The organism is Paenibacillus sp. MMO-58, from assembly GCF_037146255.1.
Taxonomy (GTDB): domain Bacteria; phylum Bacillota; class Bacilli; order Paenibacillales; family Paenibacillaceae; genus Pristimantibacillus.
Genome location: NZ_JBBCVY010000014.1, coordinates 23,903 through 41,306 on the forward strand (window position 1 = coordinate 23,903; position 17,404 = coordinate 41,306).

The 17,404-nt window shown below is 51.7% G+C and carries 17 protein-coding genes; 14 read left to right on the plus strand and 3 right to left on the minus strand.

Going from position 1 to position 17,404, the window contains the following annotated elements:
- Positions 1-87 precede the first annotated feature (87 nt).
- A complete protein-coding gene (locus WFJ73_RS28550) occupies positions 88-657 on the plus strand; it encodes a general stress protein (RefSeq protein ID WP_336776298.1) in 570 nt (189 codons plus the stop codon).
- 79 nt (positions 658-736) lie between these two features.
- On the opposite strand, the gene WFJ73_RS28555 is transcribed toward WFJ73_RS28550, so the two are convergent.
- Both WFJ73_RS28555 and WFJ73_RS28560 read right to left on the minus strand, forming a co-directional pair.
- Entirely contained in the window at positions 737-1,999 is a 1,263-nt protein-coding gene (locus tag WFJ73_RS28555; RefSeq protein WP_336776299.1) for an NAD(P)/FAD-dependent oxidoreductase, read from the minus strand.
- A gap of 24 nt (positions 2,000-2,023) precedes the next feature.
- Positions 2,024-2,887, minus strand: coding sequence for an AraC family transcriptional regulator (locus WFJ73_RS28560; protein WP_336776300.1), 864 nt, complete (start codon positions 2,885-2,887; stop codon positions 2,024-2,026).
- Between the two features lie 190 nt (positions 2,888-3,077).
- Here WFJ73_RS28560 and WFJ73_RS28565 point away from each other — a divergent pair, with 190 nt between their 5' ends.
- From WFJ73_RS28565 to WFJ73_RS28580, 4 genes are all read left to right on the plus strand, one after another.
- A complete protein-coding gene (locus tag WFJ73_RS28565) occupies positions 3,078-4,247 on the plus strand; it encodes a galactokinase (RefSeq protein ID WP_336776301.1) in 1,170 nt (389 codons plus the stop codon).
- A 34-nt stretch (positions 4,248-4,281) separates the two neighbouring features.
- Positions 4,282-5,268, plus strand: a complete 987-nt coding sequence (galE, locus tag WFJ73_RS28570) for a UDP-glucose 4-epimerase GalE (RefSeq protein WP_336776302.1) — start codon at positions 4,282-4,284, stop codon at positions 5,266-5,268.
- A 36-nt stretch (positions 5,269-5,304) separates the two neighbouring features.
- Positions 5,305-6,894, plus strand: a complete 1,590-nt coding sequence (locus WFJ73_RS28575) for a UDP-glucose--hexose-1-phosphate uridylyltransferase (RefSeq protein WP_336776303.1) — start codon at positions 5,305-5,307, stop codon at positions 6,892-6,894.
- Positions 6,895-7,177: 283 nt separating this feature from the next.
- Positions 7,178-7,648 (plus strand): hypothetical protein, encoded by a 471-nt coding sequence (locus WFJ73_RS28580; RefSeq protein WP_336776304.1) that lies wholly within the window; start codon positions 7,178-7,180, stop codon positions 7,646-7,648.
- Between the two features lie 245 nt (positions 7,649-7,893).
- Here the strand turns inward: WFJ73_RS28580 and WFJ73_RS28585 are convergent, their stop codons facing one another.
- Positions 7,894-8,121 carry a DUF1128 domain-containing protein gene (locus WFJ73_RS28585; RefSeq protein ID WP_283094360.1) on the minus strand — a complete coding sequence of 76 codons (228 nt, stop codon included), beginning with the start codon at positions 8,119-8,121 and terminating at the stop codon, positions 7,894-7,896.
- A 150-nt stretch (positions 8,122-8,271) separates the two neighbouring features.
- Here WFJ73_RS28585 and yyaC point away from each other — a divergent pair, with 150 nt between their 5' ends.
- From yyaC to thiL, 9 genes are all read left to right on the plus strand, one after another.
- Positions 8,272-8,832, plus strand: a complete 561-nt coding sequence (gene yyaC / locus WFJ73_RS28590) for a spore protease YyaC (RefSeq protein ID WP_336776305.1) — start codon at positions 8,272-8,274, stop codon at positions 8,830-8,832.
- 4 nt (positions 8,833-8,836) lie between these two features.
- The gene (locus tag WFJ73_RS28595; RefSeq protein WP_336776306.1) at positions 8,837-9,664 is read left to right on the plus strand and encodes an alpha/beta fold hydrolase; all 828 of its coding nucleotides are present in this window, start codon (positions 8,837-8,839) and stop codon (positions 9,662-9,664) included.
- Positions 9,665-9,684: 20 nt separating this feature from the next.
- Positions 9,685-10,332, plus strand: coding sequence for a DUF6483 family protein (locus tag WFJ73_RS28600; RefSeq protein WP_336776307.1), 648 nt, complete (start codon positions 9,685-9,687; stop codon positions 10,330-10,332).
- Positions 10,333-10,363: 31 nt separating this feature from the next.
- Positions 10,364-11,551, plus strand: a complete 1,188-nt coding sequence (locus WFJ73_RS28605) for a class I SAM-dependent methyltransferase (protein WP_336776308.1) — start codon at positions 10,364-10,366, stop codon at positions 11,549-11,551.
- A 100-nt stretch (positions 11,552-11,651) separates the two neighbouring features.
- A complete protein-coding gene (locus WFJ73_RS28610) occupies positions 11,652-13,331 on the plus strand; it encodes a histidine kinase N-terminal 7TM domain-containing diguanylate cyclase (RefSeq protein ID WP_336776385.1) in 1,680 nt (559 codons plus the stop codon).
- Positions 13,332-13,600: 269 nt separating this feature from the next.
- Entirely contained in the window at positions 13,601-14,686 is a 1,086-nt protein-coding gene (locus WFJ73_RS28615) for an HD-GYP domain-containing protein (protein ID WP_336776309.1), read from the plus strand.
- A gap of 88 nt (positions 14,687-14,774) precedes the next feature.
- A complete protein-coding gene (locus WFJ73_RS28620) occupies positions 14,775-15,134 on the plus strand; it encodes a hypothetical protein (RefSeq protein WP_336776310.1) in 360 nt (119 codons plus the stop codon).
- Positions 15,135-15,449: 315 nt separating this feature from the next.
- Complete coding sequence (locus WFJ73_RS28625) at positions 15,450-16,322, plus strand: YitT family protein (RefSeq protein WP_336776311.1); 873 nt, start codon at positions 15,450-15,452, stop codon at positions 16,320-16,322.
- A gap of 24 nt (positions 16,323-16,346) precedes the next feature.
- Entirely contained in the window at positions 16,347-17,396 is a 1,050-nt protein-coding gene (gene thiL, locus WFJ73_RS28630; RefSeq protein ID WP_336776312.1) for a thiamine-phosphate kinase, read from the plus strand.
- Positions 17,397-17,404: the final 8 nt, after the last annotated feature.

Sequence of the window (17,404 nt, forward strand, 5' to 3'; positions counted from 1 at the left end):
CTTCCTATTACCGAGATTAAACGAGATTGATTGCGGGTGAAACAGGGTATAACTACCTTGAAGGAAGAAGAGGAGGATGATGGGACAATGGCTAAAATAATTGGATCATTTGCTACACAGCAGCAGGTAATCGATGCTATTCATTCCCTTGAGCAAGCCGGTTTCGTCCAAGGGGAAATGAAGATCCTCGCGAAGGATAGCGAGCATTCCCGGCGAATTGAAGCCGAGAGCGACATCCACGTCGACGAATTGACGGAGCTGGCGCAGACAGCAAACGAAGCGGAGAGAGACGAAAGCCGCGGAAGGGCTTGGACGGGGGCAGCCTTTATCCCGGCCATCGGTCTGACGGGAGGCGGTTCATGGAACCCGGGATTTGCGGCTGCGGGGCTGACGGCGATGGGAAATACGCTAACCGGCGATTATATTTTTGGCGATGAAGATCATATCGAGGGGGCTATGATGGCACTTGGACTCGAGGAGCAGGAAGCGGCCTCCTGCCGCGATTCCATTCGGGAAGGCGCAACCTTAATCATTATCGAGTCGGAAGAGAGCAAATCCTTGCTGGACAAGGATGGCGGCCCGGATCTTTCGCGTCTTGGCATCGCGGAAGGCATCTACAGGGAGCACGGAGCGAAACGGATTTTCCACGGCTCTTAATTTTTGAACGGAAATAAAAAAAGGGATTCGGCTATCGGCCGAATCCCTTTTTTTAATGTTTGCTGCATCGCAGCCGGAATTATGTTTGAAGGGTTGGCCGCTTCAGTCCAACGATATCGACGAGCGGATGATGCCCCTCTTTGATGAGAGCAAGCAGTATATTAGAAGCCATCATGCTGTACACCGTGCCGTTGCCGCCGTACCCCAGGCAGTAATAAACACCTGGCATACCCGGATCCTCTCCGATAAAAGGCAGATTATCGACCGATTCTCCGAAGGTCGCGCTCCATTCATATTCGAACGGGGCGTCCAGCATCGGGAAGTGTGCAGTCAGCTTGTCGTACAGCCTGTCTATTCGTTTGGTCCGCTCCTTCTCGCCTTCAACGGGATGCTCGGTCGGTTCATCGAGTCCTCCAATGATCACGCGTCCGTCCATGGTCGTTCTCATATATAAGTAAGGTCTGTCGGTTTCCCAGATCAGCATCTGTTTATGCCAATGAAGCAGCTTGTTCTTGTCTTGCACGGCGGTTACAGCGGCAAAGGAACGGTTCATGACCGGCTTGATTAACTGTCCCCGCAGCTCTTCGGGCTCATAACCCACGGCGTATATGATTTTGTCCGCCAAGACGACATGCCCGCTGGCTGTTGCAAGCCGATGCTTGCCGTCCGCGGTATTCTCGTGAGAGACCACGTCCGTGTGCTCGAATATGCGCGCGCCGGTTGCCGTAGCGGCTTCAGCCATTCCGTGAACGAACCGGAACGGGTTAATTTCGGCATCGCCGTTCGTAATAATTGCTCCGGGGCGACGGAAAGGGAAATGCTTCGAAATGGTGTCCGCTTCCCAAAAACCGACATCAAAGCCGTTCTGCCGCAAAGTTTCGTATTCCTTCCGAAGCTTCGGAAGATCCTGCTCCGAGCTGGCGTAATAAAGGCTGCTTCGCGGCACGAAATGGGAATTGGCTTCCAGCTTGCCTGCAATCTTGCCAATCTGCGTGACGGCGTCCTTGCAGGCAGCATAGAAGCTTACGGCAGCCTGTCTGCCAATCTGCCCGATTAATTCGCACAGCATGATATCATTGGAAAATTGCAATAATCCCGTATTGGCGGAAGTGCTTCCGCCCGCAATCGTCTCTCTTTCCATAATCGCGGTGGTGATACCGCTATTCTGCAACGCATAGGCACAGATGGACCCGGACATCCCGCCCCCGATAATGGCCACCTGCACTTGTATGTCTTCCGATAGAGAGGAGTATTCCTTGTATTGCTCCTCGGTAGTCGGCCAGAACAGCCGGCCGCTGTGCAGCTCCTTCATAAAGATCACCTCGCCCGTTAATATGCCCAATTATGGGCTAACCTTGAATACCCGTTACGTCTTCATTTGACGCATGGATTCGCGGTAGGCGGAGGGAGATAAGCCGTAGAATCGGCGGAATTGCTTGGAGAAATACAAGGAGTCCTGAAGCCCGACTGACGCCGCTATCTGCTCGATAGTAAGTCCTTCGCGTTCCCGGATCATTTGCCGGGCCTTGTCGATCCGGAGCTTTAGCAGGAACGTAATCGGCGATTCGCCTGTATAACGCTTGAATACCCGAGAAAGATAAGCACGGTTGTAGCCGAAGGATTCGGCCATCTGCTCGATCGATACGGGCTGGGCGTATTGGGTTGATAAATAATGAATCATTTGCTGGATCAGCTTATCGGTATCGTCCATATCGGTCATAGCGCCATTATCTTCGGACAACTGATGAACCGTGCAGAATTCAGCCAGCAGCAGCTGCAAATAACCGGCGGCTTTCAGATGGGCTGCCGGATCGTTTTTGCGAAAAATACTGAAAATGTGGTTGTACAGGACGCCTACTCGCCTTATCGAAGCCGTCTCGGCGACGGGATTGGCCACGGAGAAGCCAGCCGCCTGCACAAGCTCGGCTGCCTGCGGGCCGTTAAAGGCGACCCAGCGGTAAAGCCAGGGCTCGTTGGCATCGGACACATAGCTGACAAGCGCCTCAGGCTCGATCAGGAAGGTATCCCCTGCCCGAAGAGGATAGCTGTTGCCTCCGCAGGTGAATTCCCCTTTCCCTTCAAGCACCGTATGCATGAGGTAAAAATCATATACTTTAGGTCCCCGCTGATGAGACGGTTTGGTTTGGCTCTCGCCTGCAAACAATACATTCATGTGCTCGTTGTACGTAATGACGGGATTGGAAGCTACCTTATAAGTATCTTGCCTCATATTTGACGTCACCTGCCTTCCGGTGTTGGATTTACAATAATCCCATATTATCATGCCAAGAAGCTTGCTAAAAGTCACATAAATCCATGTGAAAAGCACTTTGCGCCATTTTGCTCGCGTTATGGCTTGCGTTATACTGAAATAGAACAAAGGCTTCAAAAATTATACAAAAAAGGACTGTTGCAAGCATATGGCCTCTATCGAGCAGCTTACACAACAATTTATACAGCAATTCGGCGGAGAAGCCGCTGAGATCAAAGCTTTTCACGCACCAGGACGCGTTAATCTGATTGGCGAGCATACTGACTATAACGGCGGTTACGTATTCCCGGCAGCACTTACGTTCGGCACAACTTTGCTTATCCGCAAGCGCGATGACCGCCAGCTTGGCCTCGCGACAACAAATTTCCCTTCCTCCAAATCGCTTGATATCGACAACATCGCGTACGACGAAGCGGATGACTGGATGAACTACCCGAAAGGCATCGTTTACGAACTTGAGCAAAAGGGTATCAAATTCAGCAGCGGTTACGATCTGCTTTTCCACGGTGAAATCCCGAACGGCGCGGGCTTGTCCTCTTCCGCATCGATTGAGGTCGTAACGGCTTACGCTTTGCTTACGATGGAAGGCCAGCCTACGGACACGGTTCAAATTGCGCTTCTGTCCCAGAAATCGGAGAACGAATTCAACGGCGTGCAATGCGGCATCATGGACCAGTTCGCGGTGGCTAACGGCAAGAAGGACCACGCGATTCTGCTGATGTGCGATACGCTTGAATACGAACTCGTTCCGTTCCAATCCGGCGCTTACAAGCTTGTCATCGGCAACACGAACAAACGCCGCGGCCTGGTAGACTCCGCGTACAACGAACGCCGTTCACAATGCGAGCAGGCTGTAGTGAACCTGCAGGCGGCATTCCCTGAACTTAAGCTCCTGGGCCAAATCAACCTGGAGCAGTTCAACGCAAACAAACATCTGATCAAGGATGAAGTTGTCCGCAACCGTGCGCAGCACGTAGTCGAAGAGATCGACCGCGTTCTTCGTTCGATGGATGCCCTGAAAGCAAATGATCTCGAAGCGTTTGGCCAATACATGAACGGCTCGCACGACTCGCTCCGCGATTTGTATGAAGTAACGGGTCCTGAGCTTGACGCGATGGTTGCTGCCGCACGCCAGGTTCCGGGTGTGCTTGGCTCCCGTATGACGGGCGCAGGCTTCGGCGGCTGTACCGTATCGCTTGTTCACGAAGACAGCATCGAACGCTTCAAGGAAGAAGTAGGACGCAAATATACGGAAGCAACGGGACTTACTCCTGACTTCTACGTTTGCAGCATCGGCAATGGTGTAGAACAGCTTTAATCATATAAAACATATAGAAAGTGGGATGAGGAGTATGGCAGTATTGGTAACCGGAGGAGCGGGCTATATCGGTTCGCACGCCGTGGCTGCTCTTGCAGAACGCGGAGAAGAAATCGTAGTAGTCGATAATCTGCAGCAAGGTCACCGCGAGGCGGTTGTTGGAGGCAAGCTGTACGTAGGCGACCTTCGCGACGCAGCATTTATGGATACGGTATTCAAAGAAAACAAGATTGACGCAGTTATTCACTTCGCTGCAAACTCGCTGGTTGGCGAGAGCATGACAAACCCTGCGAAATATTATCATAACAATGTGTACGGCACGCTTTGCCTGCTGGAAAAAATGATCGAGCATGACGTGAAGAAGATCGTCTTCTCTTCGACGGCGGCCACTTACGGCGAGCCCGAGAACGTGCCGATCGACGAATTCGACCGTACGCTTCCAACAAACACTTACGGCGAAACGAAGCTGGCGATGGAGAAAATGATGAAGTGGTTCGATGTCGCTCATGGCCTCAAATACGTATCGCTTCGTTACTTTAACGCAGCAGGCGCTCACGCAAGCGGCAAAATCGGCGAAGATCATAGCCCTGAAACTCATCTGATTCCGATCGTGCTCCAGGCAGCGCTCGGACAACGCCCGCATATCTCGGTATTCGGCGATGATTACGCAACGCCGGACGGCACTTGCATCCGCGACTACATCCATGTCAGCGATCTTGCTGATGCCCATGTCCTTGCCGTAGATAAGCTTCGTCAAGACTCGGACAGCGCGATTTACAACCTCGGCAACGGCCAAGGCTTCTCCGTCAAAGAAGTGATCGAGATTGCCCGCAAGGTAACGGAGCGCGAGATCAAAGCGGTTATCGAGCCTCGCCGCGCAGGAGACCCGGCTACGCTGGTTGCATCTTCGGCACGTGCCCGCAAGGAGCTGGGCTGGAACCCATCCCGAGCAAATCTTGAGGACATTATTCGCAGCGCCTGGAACTGGCACGTCAATCACCCTAACGGCTACAGCAACTAAGCAGCCGCCTAGGAACGGAAAGGAGCTTTTTACATCATGACAGTCAAAGAAAACACGACCGTAACCGCAGCGGAAGCGCTTGTCCTGATCGACAGGCTTGTCCAATTTGCCCTTCGCCAAGGGATGATTGAGCCGCTTGACGTTAACTATTCGCGTAATGCGCTGCTGGATCTGTTCAAATTCACGGAGCCGCATGAAGGCGAGATTCCGGAGGAAGAGCTGGACAGCCCGGTATCGCTGCTGGAGCCTTTGCTCGATTACGGTTATTCCATCGGCCTGATCGAAGACAACATTCTGACATACCGCGATTTGCTGGATGCCCGCATCATGGGTCTGCTTATGCCGCGTCCTTCCGAAGCTGCGGCTGCGTTCCGCAAGACAGCGGCTGAAGCCGGCATCAAAGCGGCAACGGATGCTTTTTACAAGCTGAGCATCGATTCCAACTACATCCGGATGGACCGCATCCGGAAAAATAAATACTGGCTGCACGAAACCGAGTACGGCGAGCTGGAAATTACGATCAATCTGTCGAAGCCGGAGAAGGATCCAAAGGAAATTGCGCTGCTGAAAACCTTGCCGCAGGCGCATTATCCGAAGTGTCTGCTCTGCGAGCAGAATGTGGGCTACGCCGGCCGCGCGGATCATCCGGCACGCCAGAACCTGCGAGTGCTGCCTCTGACGCTGGATAACCAGCAATGGTACTTCCAGTATTCTCCTTACGTGTACTATAACGAGCACAGCATCGTGTTCAAAGGCGCCCATGAGCCTATGGTGATCTCGCACGGCACCTTTAAGCGCCTGCTGGACTTCGTGGAGCAGTTCTCGCATTATTTCATCGGCTCCAATGCCGATCTGCCGATCGTTGGCGGCTCGATCCTAAGCCATGACCACTTCCAGGCTGGACGCCATACCTTCCCGATGGAGAAGGCAAAGCCGGTAGCATCGTTTACCGATCCTTCCTTGCCGGGCGTACGCTACAGCATCGTGAACTGGCCGATGTCGGTTGTCCGCGTAAACGGCGCATCCAAGAACGATGTCCTGCAGGCAGCCTGCAGGATGCTCGATACATGGCGCGGCTACAGCGACGAAGCGGTTGACGTCCTTGCTTTTACGGCTAATGGCGACGGATCGCTTACGCCGCATAATACCATTACTCCGATTGCAAGGCTGCTTGATGACGGTGCTTACGAGATTGATCTCGTTCTCCGCAACAACCGGACCAGCGAAGAGCATCCGATGGGGATTTTCCATCCGCATCAGCACTTGCATCATATCAAGAAAGAAAATATCGGCCTCATTGAGGTTATGGGTCTGGCCGTGCTTCCCGGCCGCTTGAAGGCGGAGCTTGAGCAGATTGCCGGTTATCTTACCGGCGAGACCGAAGCGCTCCATAACGAGCTGCATAGCCCGGATCATCCGCTCCGTCTTCACGCGGAATGGATTGAATCGCTGGTAGCCCGCTATGGCGCTTCCAATACGGATGAACAGGCGCAAGCTATCGTGGAAGGCGAGACAGGCGCCAAGTTCTCCGAGGTATTGAAGGACGCTGGCGTGTTTAAGCAAACCGAAGAAGGCCATGCCGCGTTCCAGCGTTTCCTCGCCGCATTCGGCCTGAAACAAGCTTAATATTGTAGGTCTAAAGCCGTCGTATTGCCCTTGGGACATATACGACGGTTTTTTTCATATGAGGAATGTGCAATAATACAAATCTGTAAAGAAATTAATTTGTAAATCGAAAAAAATTATGGTATTTTTTATATGAAAATATAAACTATTCGGATTGTTATATTTTTGAGAAAAACTTTTATCGAAGTTCTTCGTGGTAGTGAAAGATACGTGTTCTTTTTTTGATAAAGGGGAAAGTCAACGCTTATCTGAGCATTTATTTCAGGTTAACGGAGGGGTCAAGATGCCGGAAGCAATTATGCCTTTAGATGATTTCTTGCAGCTGAACGCCGAGGAGCAGATCGAAAAGCTAAAGCGCTGGAAGATGGATTATACGCTTAAAGATATTCGGGAAGCTTGGAATTTCAAGCATTCGGCGCAATATTATATGCTGCTCAAGAAGCTGCGGATTTACGAGCGTGTGGTGAATAAATCAGACAAGTTTTACCCGATGCAGGACCAGCAGCTGGTTCAACAGGGCGGAACCAAGGAACGCACCTGGAGGGGCCGCAGCAATTACGCGCAGCAGGACGAACAGCCTGCAGACCATTTCAACTATCAGTTGAATACAACGCTTACAGGCTCGGAGCTGGCGGAAAAGCTCGAGCGTCTGGCGTTCTTCCTGAAGGGGGAACAGAAGCCGGTGCAAATCAGCTTGACCATCGAATCGGCTGAGGCAGGGGCTTCGATGGAAGCCGAGGAAACAAACGAATAAGACAGCAAAAGGGGAGCTCCGATTGGGATAGGAGCTCCCCTTTTTTTATTCGTAATCGCTTATTGAACATATGTCTAAAAAAATTCTAGTTAATGGCTGTTAGTGGTAAAGATTGTAATAAAAAATGTTACTTTCAGAGTACGGCTAACATAAAGCTAGGGCTGAAGGCTTCGTTCCGAAGTCTTATGGGGTAAAGGAGGGCACCGGCAGGTGTTTAACGCCTGCCGGTGCCTTCTTTAATGACGCTATTTGCCGCGCAGCTTGCCCAGCTCCGATACCAAAGCTTCAACCTCGCTGATGCTGAATTTTTCCTTCGAAGCAACAACTTCATACAGATCGCGGATATCCTCGTATTGATCAATGCTGAAGTGGGAAGCCTGCATCGCTGCCGCTGTCGCCATTCTTAGCTTTGTTTTGATGGTCTCGATCATAAATTCCACGTTTTGCTGGGTTTGTTCTTCCAGATTCACCATGATTAGTCCCCTCTCCGTACAACTTGTCATTATTCTCGCCATTGTAACATATTTCACGCATCCCATGCCTGTAAATTGAACCATACTGCGTAATTCGGGTACAATGAAAGAAACTACCATTTGTACGAACAACATAAAGCAGGTGTATTCATGTCAGGGAAGACAAACGTTCAAGCGGATAACGGGGTGGGGGGGCTCCAGGCATTTTTGGCCCATGTTGCAGAAAGGCATCCTGACCGCAGCCGGGTCGTATTCCTATGTATCGGTACGGACCGCTCCACCGGAGACAGCTTTGGCCCATTGGTAGGCACCAAGCTGGAAGAACGGGGTTGGCCGCATGTCTATGGAACGTTAAAGCAGCCCTGTGACGCAAAACGGTTCGCGGAAGCGCTGGAACAATCGGCCGAGCGGGAGCATGCCGTAATTATTGCGGTTGATGCCTGCCTCGGCAAGCCGCTGTCCGTTGGAAAGTATATTACTGCTGAGGGACCGCTTACGCCCGGTCAGGCAACGGGGGCCAGGCTGCCGGCCGTTGGCGATTACAGCATCGCGGGTGTCGTTAATGCCAGCAGCCATAAGCCTTATATGACGCTTCAAACGACTTCGCTGTATACCGTCATGCAAATGGCTGAGACGGTTGCAGAGCTGGTGGATCAGGCCTGGAAGCAAGCTTCCGGCTTGGCTGGACAAATAACTTTGTTGAAGGAGTAGACGAATGACTCAACTTACCATCGCCAATCACTCGATCACGCTGCCAAGCGGCATCTCGTTAGCTTATTACGATTCCCGGACGGACCAAAAGCCGGTTGTGGTGCTGCTGCACGGCTATTGCGGAAGCTCCGCCTATTGGGAGCGGGTTGCAGAGCCGCTTGCCCGCCAAGCCCGCATTATTGCGCTCGATCTTCGCGGACATGGGCGCTCTTCCGGAGAGACTGGACCGGAAGAGACGAATTCAATGGAATTGTATGCGGACGATCTGGCTGCCATGCTGGATCAATTGAAAATAAACAAGGCATGCGTTCTCGGCCATTCGCTTGGAGGATATATTACGCTTGCCTTTGCCGAGCGCTTCGAAGAGAAGCTGTCCGCTTTCGGGCTGGTTCATTCAACGCCGCTTCCCGACAGCGATGCGGCGAAGGAAAACAGGGACAATGCCGTAGCCGCGATTAAGAAGGACGGCGTAGGCGCATTTGTGGAGGGACTTGTTCCGAAGCTTTATTCCCCGGACAATAAATCGGCGATGCCGGATCAGGTAGAGCGTTCCATTGCCATTGGCAGAGGGACAAGCGAGGCTGGTGCGATTGGCGCAGCCAAAGGGATGAAGGAGCGTCCAGACCGTACGGAGGTGCTGAAGCGGACAACGCTGCCGGTGCTGCTCCTTGCGGGCGAGCAGGATCAAATTATTCCCGTGGAACGCACCTTTGTTACCGACGGAGCAAACGTTACCCGCGAGAAGCTTGCGGATGCCGGCCATATGGGCATGGTAGAGCGCCCTGAAGCTTTCGCGGAAGCCGTACTGCGTTTCATAAATAAGCTTAATTAGCCATTAGGGAGGGGAACAGGTTGTTTCGTCGCGACTACTTAATGAACATGATCGAACAGATGACGGAAGCCGTCGGGCAAATCTTGCAGTTGAAGCGGGAGCTTAAGCATCAGGACGCCTTGCTCGTTATCGATGAGCTGCTGGATAAACGGTTTGGACTTAGCGGCAAGCTGATCCGTTCCTTGTCCGACAAGGATTTGATGGCGGTGCTGACTACAAACGGCGTTATGGAGACGGACAAAATACAGGCGATAGCCGTAACCTTGAAGCAGGAGTCGGAGCTGCATGCCGAGCTTGGTAACGAAGACGCCAGCTTTGCGTCCGGTTTAAAGGCGCTGCAGCTCTTTATGAGGCTGTCGCTGGTTGACGCCGAGCCTACGCTTGCGAACCCTTCGAAGGAAGCCGGAGAGCTGCTTGAGCGGTTAAAAGCGTATGAGCTTCCCGACCATACCAAGCAGCTGCAAGCGGAATGGCTGGAGGGGGAAGGCCAGTTCGCGGGGGCAGAGGATGTCCTGTATGAGCTAATGGAAGATGGAGCGGTAACTGGCGAAGAGGTCGAAGCTTTCTACCGCCGCTTGTTATATTACGCTGACGAGAAGCTGGAAGCCGGCGGATTGCCGCGCGAGGAAGTTCAATACGGGCTTGATTCGTTAGCAACAAATAAATAAAAGCAAAGATCTATGGGAGTGACTTTTCAATATGACAGAAGAATGGCAGCAGACCATACAAAAAATCGTTGATGAAGGAGAACTGCTGCAGGGTACGCTAAGCCAGCTGCGCCGCAAGGATGGAGCGGCTGCCCCCAAAACAGTGGTGAGGCCGGTTCAGTTGAAGAACGGGCTTCATCTGCAGTTCGAATACCATTACAGCAATAAAGTAACTCATGATAACGTAAAGCCGGAGCTGGCCGGCGCCAGAATCGTCGAGCTGCTCGAAGGCGATTACAAGCAGGCATTGTTTAAGACGCCAACGGAGGATCTCCAGCTGCTGTTCAGCAAGAAAGGAAAGGCAACGATTCTCAGCAAGCCGCCGACCGGAACGGTAAAGGCTTCGGCAGAGCTGCAGCATAACCGGCAGAAAAACCGGATATTGGCCGAAGGAACCGCTGCGCCTTTTCTGGTGGAGCTTGGCATCATGTCGAAGGACGGAGCCGTGCATGCAAAGAAACAGGACAAGTACAGACAGATCAACCGTTTCCTGGAGATGGTGACGGATGTTCTGCCCGGCCTTCCGGCGGACAAGCCGCTTACGATTGTTGATTTTGGCTGCGGCAAATCGTATCTGACCTTTGCCTTGTACCATCTGCTTGCTGTTGAGCAGAAGCGGGAGATTTCGATTATCGGCCTGGACTTGAAGGCGGATGTCATCGCTTTTTGCCAGGAGCTTGCGGACCGGCTTCAATATGACAAGCTGAAATTCCTGGTGGGGGACATCGCTGATTACGAGGAGCTAAACGAGGCCGATATGGTCGTTACCCTGCATGCCTGCGATACGGCGACGGATGCCGCGCTTGCCAAAGCAGTTAAATGGGGGGCCTCGGTCATTATGTCCGTGCCTTGCTGCCAGCATGAATTGTTCAGGCAGGTGGAGAGCGACGCGTTGTCGCCGATTCTGTCGCAGGGACTTCTGAAGGAGCGCTTCTCGGCTCTTGCTACTGACGCGGCCAGAGGTACCTTGCTGGAGGTGCTTGGCTACAAGGTACAGATGCTGGAGTTTGTTGATCCGGAGCATACCCCTAAAAATCTGTTGATTCGCGCTGTCCGCAGCGGGCAGAAAGGGTCGGCGGAAAAGTGGGAGCAGTACGAGCAATTCCGCAGCTTCCTGCATATTTCTCCGTCTTTGGAACATATGCTGGCGGACCTTTGGCCTATCCCTTCCGAAAAATAATACGCAGGAAGTCCTATGGAAAGAATTGTCGATTGAAATAACATTTGCTACAATGGCAATAGATGGATAGACAATGGATGGGTGAACCGTATTGGAATCGATGATGTGGCTTGATTTTAGCATGTTCCTCGTACTGCTCGGTTTGTTTTTCTACGTGTTTGCTGTTGGTACCATTACCGTGCTGCACAAAATTTATTTCGCGCTGCATTTGGTGTTGATGGTTTGGCCGCTTACTCAATTTATTGCTCAAACGATGCCTGGTTCTCCATACAGGCTTTTTTATCTTTTGGCTTCTTACGCCGGATTGTCCTTGGTAGGCGTAGGGTGGTTTATCTTTGTTGTTTTTATGACGGGACAAGCTCAATTGATACGCACGCGACGGCTTATTCTGCTGTCGGTCCCGGCGCTGATCTCCGTTGCGTTTGTCGTCGTAAATCCGGATCGGCTGTTCCTCTCTATTAACGAGCAGTTGACGGACAAGCAGCTTCAAAGCGGACCGCTGTACTGGTATATGATCGTTCAGCTGTTCTCTTATATTCTCGTTTCCCTGGTGATCATGGGCTATACGATCCGCCGCGGCGTGTCAGTCCGGCAGCAAATGCTTGTCCGAACGGCCATGAACGGAGTATTCGTGCTTGTTTTGTTCGGATTAGGCGATTTTTTCGTCAATATTATCTTCATTAAATATTTTTCCTCTTATTTCTCGATCTTCTCCGTAGGGATTACCTTGTCCGCGGTGTATCTTGTGCACGCGATTACGAGACACCGGGTCTTCGACATCATTCAAATCGTACAGCGCGACGTGATGAACACAATGTCGACAGGTATTATCGTCTTGGATGAGAGCGGAGGCGTGCTTGAGTTTAACAAGGCGATGAAGCCGATCTTGAAGCTCAAGATTGGCGAGCGGTTTTCTCCGGAGGCGCTTGCGGTTCGTCTTCCCAAGCCGATTCGGAAGCAGTTCGACCAGTTCCTGCAGGAGCAGAAGCAGTGGCCGATGGAACGTCAGGAGCTGGAGATTTCGCTGCATAATAACGGGCATTATCGTTACATCGTTGTGCAGGCCGCCCCGATTCTGAGCCAGAAGAAGAAGGAGCTGCTCGGCCGGCTTTTAACGTTTCACGACGTAACGGAGCTGCGTCTGCTGGTGGATGAGACCAATACGCAGAACGAGCTGCTTCAGGACAGGAACCGCGAGCTGCTGGTCATGCAGGACGAGTTGTTCCAAGCCAACAAGAAGCTGGAGCATATGGCGATTACGGACGGATTAACCGGCTGCTATAACCGGAGATATTTGCTGCAGCAGCTGGAGCATGAGATTGCGGTAAACGTGCAATACGGCATTCCTTTTTCGATCTTCCTCTTCGATATCGATTTATTCAAGGCAATTAACGATCAATATGGCCATCTAGTCGGAGACGAAGTGATCTGCTCGACGGTCGAAGCGGTGAAAAACACGCTGCGTTCCGCCGATATTCTCGCCAGATACGGCGGTGAAGAATTTACGGTCTATCTACCTCATACGACCCGGGATCAGGCGGATATTATTGCCGACATGGTTAAGGAATCGGTAGAGCAGAATGTCGTCAGGACGGGCCTAGGCAGCCAGTCGGTCAGAGTAACAATCAGCATGGGAGTCGTTTCGGTAGAGCAGTTCGACGAGCGCGCTTTGGACGATCCCAAGGCTTTTCTGAGAGAATTGCTTGCCCAGGCTGACGCGGCATTATACGAAGCGAAATACAGCGGTCGCAACCGTATCGTCAAGCGTAAGCTGGCTTGATGACAGACTCGGCTAACTAAGGGATAACAGACCTGGTTAGCCGAGTTTTTTTATTACCATAATACAATTATAAGTTGAACTGAAATTCGATTTGGCGATAGAACTTACCTATAAAAGAGGTCCCTCATCTTCGAGAGACCTCGATAGAGGTTTTCTCAATATTTTATTAATAAATGATAGATATCCTTCCATGATAGTCAGCCCCACATATATCTGATAAAATAGCTTCGTACTGATTAATTGAGTATGGATCGAAAGAGGTATGAGCGATGAGAAAAGTGCAAATTGGATCGGTCAAACCTGGGGACAAGCTTGCAAAACCGATATTTCAAGATAATGGACGGGTTCTACTTGGTGAAGGCATAGAGCTGAATGATCGTTATATAAATCGGCTTCAAAATTTAGGCGTTGATATTGTTTATATTGAAGACGGCATGACAGAGGATCTTATTCCCGAGGATACGCTCAGGGACGAGACCCGCCGGCAGGCGGTAGAAGCGATCTATAAGACGATGAATTCCTTTAAGGACCAGTCGGTGGTTATGAAGGGCAGGGCTATTGCCCCGGATCTGGGACGTACCTTTCGTAATGTGTTCGGCCAGATTATGACGGATTTGACGGCTAGGCCAAACATGATGGTCAATTTGACGAATATTCATGTCGCTGACGCTTATTTGTTCCATCATTCGGTGAATGTCGCGATGCTTGCCGGGGTGATGGGAATTGCGAAGGGTTATAACCGCAACCAGCTGGAGGAGCTTGGCATCGGAGCACTCCTGTTCGATATCGGAATGACCAAGATTCCGCAAAAGCTGATTGAGAAGGTAGGTCCTCTGACAGCCGAAGAACGGGTAGTTATGGAGAGCCATACCAAGGAAGGCTTTGATATTTTGCGCAAATATCATGATATCTCCGTCGTATCGGCGCATTGCGCGCTTCAGCATCATGAACGTTATGACGGCTCCGGTTATCCGCGCCGCCTGAAGCGGGATGAGATTCATATGTATGCCCAGATCGTAGGGATTGCGGATGTCTATGATGCGCTTACCTCTCCGCGGCCGCACCGCAAACGGTATTCGCCATCAGAGGCGATTGAGTTTCTATTTGCCGCAGGCAATACCTACTTTGATTTTGACCTGATTAAGCTGTTCTGCAAGCATATTTCGATCTATCCGGTTTCGACGACCGTATTGCTAAGCTCCGGCCAGATCGGGGTCGTATCTCTTAACAGCGAGCTTGCTCTGCATCGGCCAAGAGTTCGGATTATCCGGGAAGCGGACGGCAAGGAGCCGGCTTCGCCGTATGATCTGGAATTGAAGGACGAGCTGCATCTGACAATCATCAAAGAATTGTAATTTTGGACGGACGGGCATAGGATTCCATCCATACCAAGCTATCACTCTCTGAATATCCTAATAAAGAATTAGGAGGGAGGGTGACAGAATGGCTGCCAGATTAAGACCGACTTTAAAAAGTCCTTCCAAAGGCAAAGGGAAAGTGATTAAAAGAACGGCCCAATTAGCACCTCAGCAATCAGGCCCGATTTTTAGCAGATTGACAATCGTTTGGGTTAACGAGGAAGGTATCCCATTTAATACAACAGGCTTTTTTGCTAGATTATCCAGAGGGAACACGGTTGTTTCCACCGCCAATTTTGACCGTTTTGGCGTAGTTCGCTTCAATAATATTACGACTCTTACAAATGCAACGTTTACGCTCCGGATCTTCCGAAGCGCCGACGGAGCCTTATTCCGTACAAGAACGATTCCATCCGGCGTAGAGACATTTGCTGTTATTGGCTGATTTATGAATAAAAGAGGCTGTGCTAGTTATTACTGGCACAGCCTCTTTTTTATTCTTACTAGGTTAATGACAAACGGAGCATATTGAATGATTCTGGAGAAGCATGGTTTATGCTTAAGAAGCAGCTTTCTTGCAGAAAGCTTTGAAGCGCGATCGGAAGAACATTCAAATGCTAGTTTGCTCCTTAACCTGACACCCTATGGGACATGTTTCGAGGTTGATTGCTATATTCTGCACAGGCCGGTCTTTGAATATCTTGTTTATTAAGGTAAAATAATCGTAATTAGCGAGTTCGGGGGGAGGAACAAGCTACATATGACGGGACATGTACAGCACTTAAAGCTGCCTAAGCTGGAGCTGCTTCGCAGAACTTTATTCATTACGCTGGGAGCGGCGCTGGTTTCAGTAGGATTGGAGATTTTTTTAGTACCTAATCACATTATTGACGGCGGTATCGTCGGGATCTCGATCATGGTATCCCATCTGACGGGGCTGCCCCTGGGTATTTTCTTATTCCTTCTTAACCTGCCTTTTCTGGTGCTTGGCTACAAGCAGATTGGCAAAACGTTCGCGATGTCGACCCTGTACGGGGTCAGCGTGATGTCGCTTGGCACTTTCCTGCTTCATCCCGTTCCGCCTTTGACGGAGGAGTATTTCCTTGCCTCGATATTTGGCGGAGTGATTCTGGGGATTGGAGTCGGTATCGTTATCCGTTTCGGCGGATCGCTCGATGGTACAGAGATTATCGCTATTTTGTTTAACAAGCGTCTGCCTTTTTCGGTTGGCGAGATTGTGATGTTTTTTAATTTGTTTATTCTCGGAAGCGCGGGCTTTGTGTTTGGCTGGGACCGTGCGATGTATTCGCTCGTCGCCTATTACATTGCCTACAAGATGATTGATATTACGATGGAAGGCTTCGAAGAATCCAAAGCCGTCTGGATCATCAGCGATGAGGCTAAAGAGATTGGCTCGGCCATTATGGACCGTCTTGGACGCGGCGTGACGTATCTGCATGGCGAAGGCGGCTTTTCCGGCGGGCAGAAACGAATTATTTTCTGCGTCATTACGCGTCTGGAAGAAGCAAAGATGAAGTCGATCGTTAATGATCTTGATCCGGCAGCCTTTCTCGCCGTTGGCAACATCCATGACGTGAAGGGCGGCAGATTCAAGAAGCGGGATATTCACTAATAGGATAGTTAGGAGAAAAGGGCAGTGGACGAATTTGCAAGCATCCGCCATTGGACTTCGGGGCGGCAGAGCGAAAGCTGGCAGCGGGAACGCGGAGTCCGGCTTGGCATTGGAGACGATGCGGCGCTTGTTGACCCTGCCGCTCCGATAGCAGGCGTAGCTTCCCCGTATGAATACATCATGGCGATGGATACGATGGTAGAGACGGTGCATTTCAACGAGGTGACGATGTCCTACGAGGATATCGGCTATAAAGCGCTCGCTTCCAATGTGAGCGATATAGCTGCCATGGGCGGCGTGCCGCTGCAGGCGCTTGTTTCGGTAAGCGTGCCGAAGCAGCTAGGGCCGGAGCCGATGCGCCGGCTCTATGATGGATTATACGCTTGCGCCGAGCAATATGGCGTAGCGGTGATTGGCGGCGACACTACCTCGTCGCCGCAGCATCTGGTTGTCGCGGTGACGGTGACAGGCGCCGTCGAAGCGGGCAAAGCGCTGCGCCGATCGGGGGCGAAGCCCGGCGACGCGGTTGTATTGACCGGGCCCGTCGGCAAGTCGGCGGCCGGGCTGCATTTCCTGCTTGCGCAGAGGGAACGCGGTGCGGACACGCTTGCGGGGGAACGAACGGCGCAGCTTGTGCAGGCTCACCGCCGTCCGTCGCCTTCGGTACGGGCGGGACGTCTGCTGATTGGGCGGGGAACCTGCCATTCGCTTAATGACGTAAGCGACGGGCTTGCCAGCGAGGCTTGGGAGATCGCTGAAGCGTCGGGGCTTGCCGTATCGTTATTCGAGCAGCAACTGCCGCGCAGCGGCAGTATGGCCGCTTATGCAGGTGCGGCTGGCATAGATCCCCTGGAGTGGATGCTGTACGGCGGAGAGGATTATGTGCTGGTCGGAACTATGGAGCATGGTGATGCGACAGCGTCACAGACGGCTTTCCACGCGGAGGGGCTGCCCTTTTACATCATTGGGGTGACCTCGGCCGGAGAGCCCGCGGTCGAATTAATCCGCGTGACGGACAGAGGCGAGCTGAGACAGCCGCTGCCTAAGCGGGGGTATAATCATTTTGAGCAATAAGCGGGTGA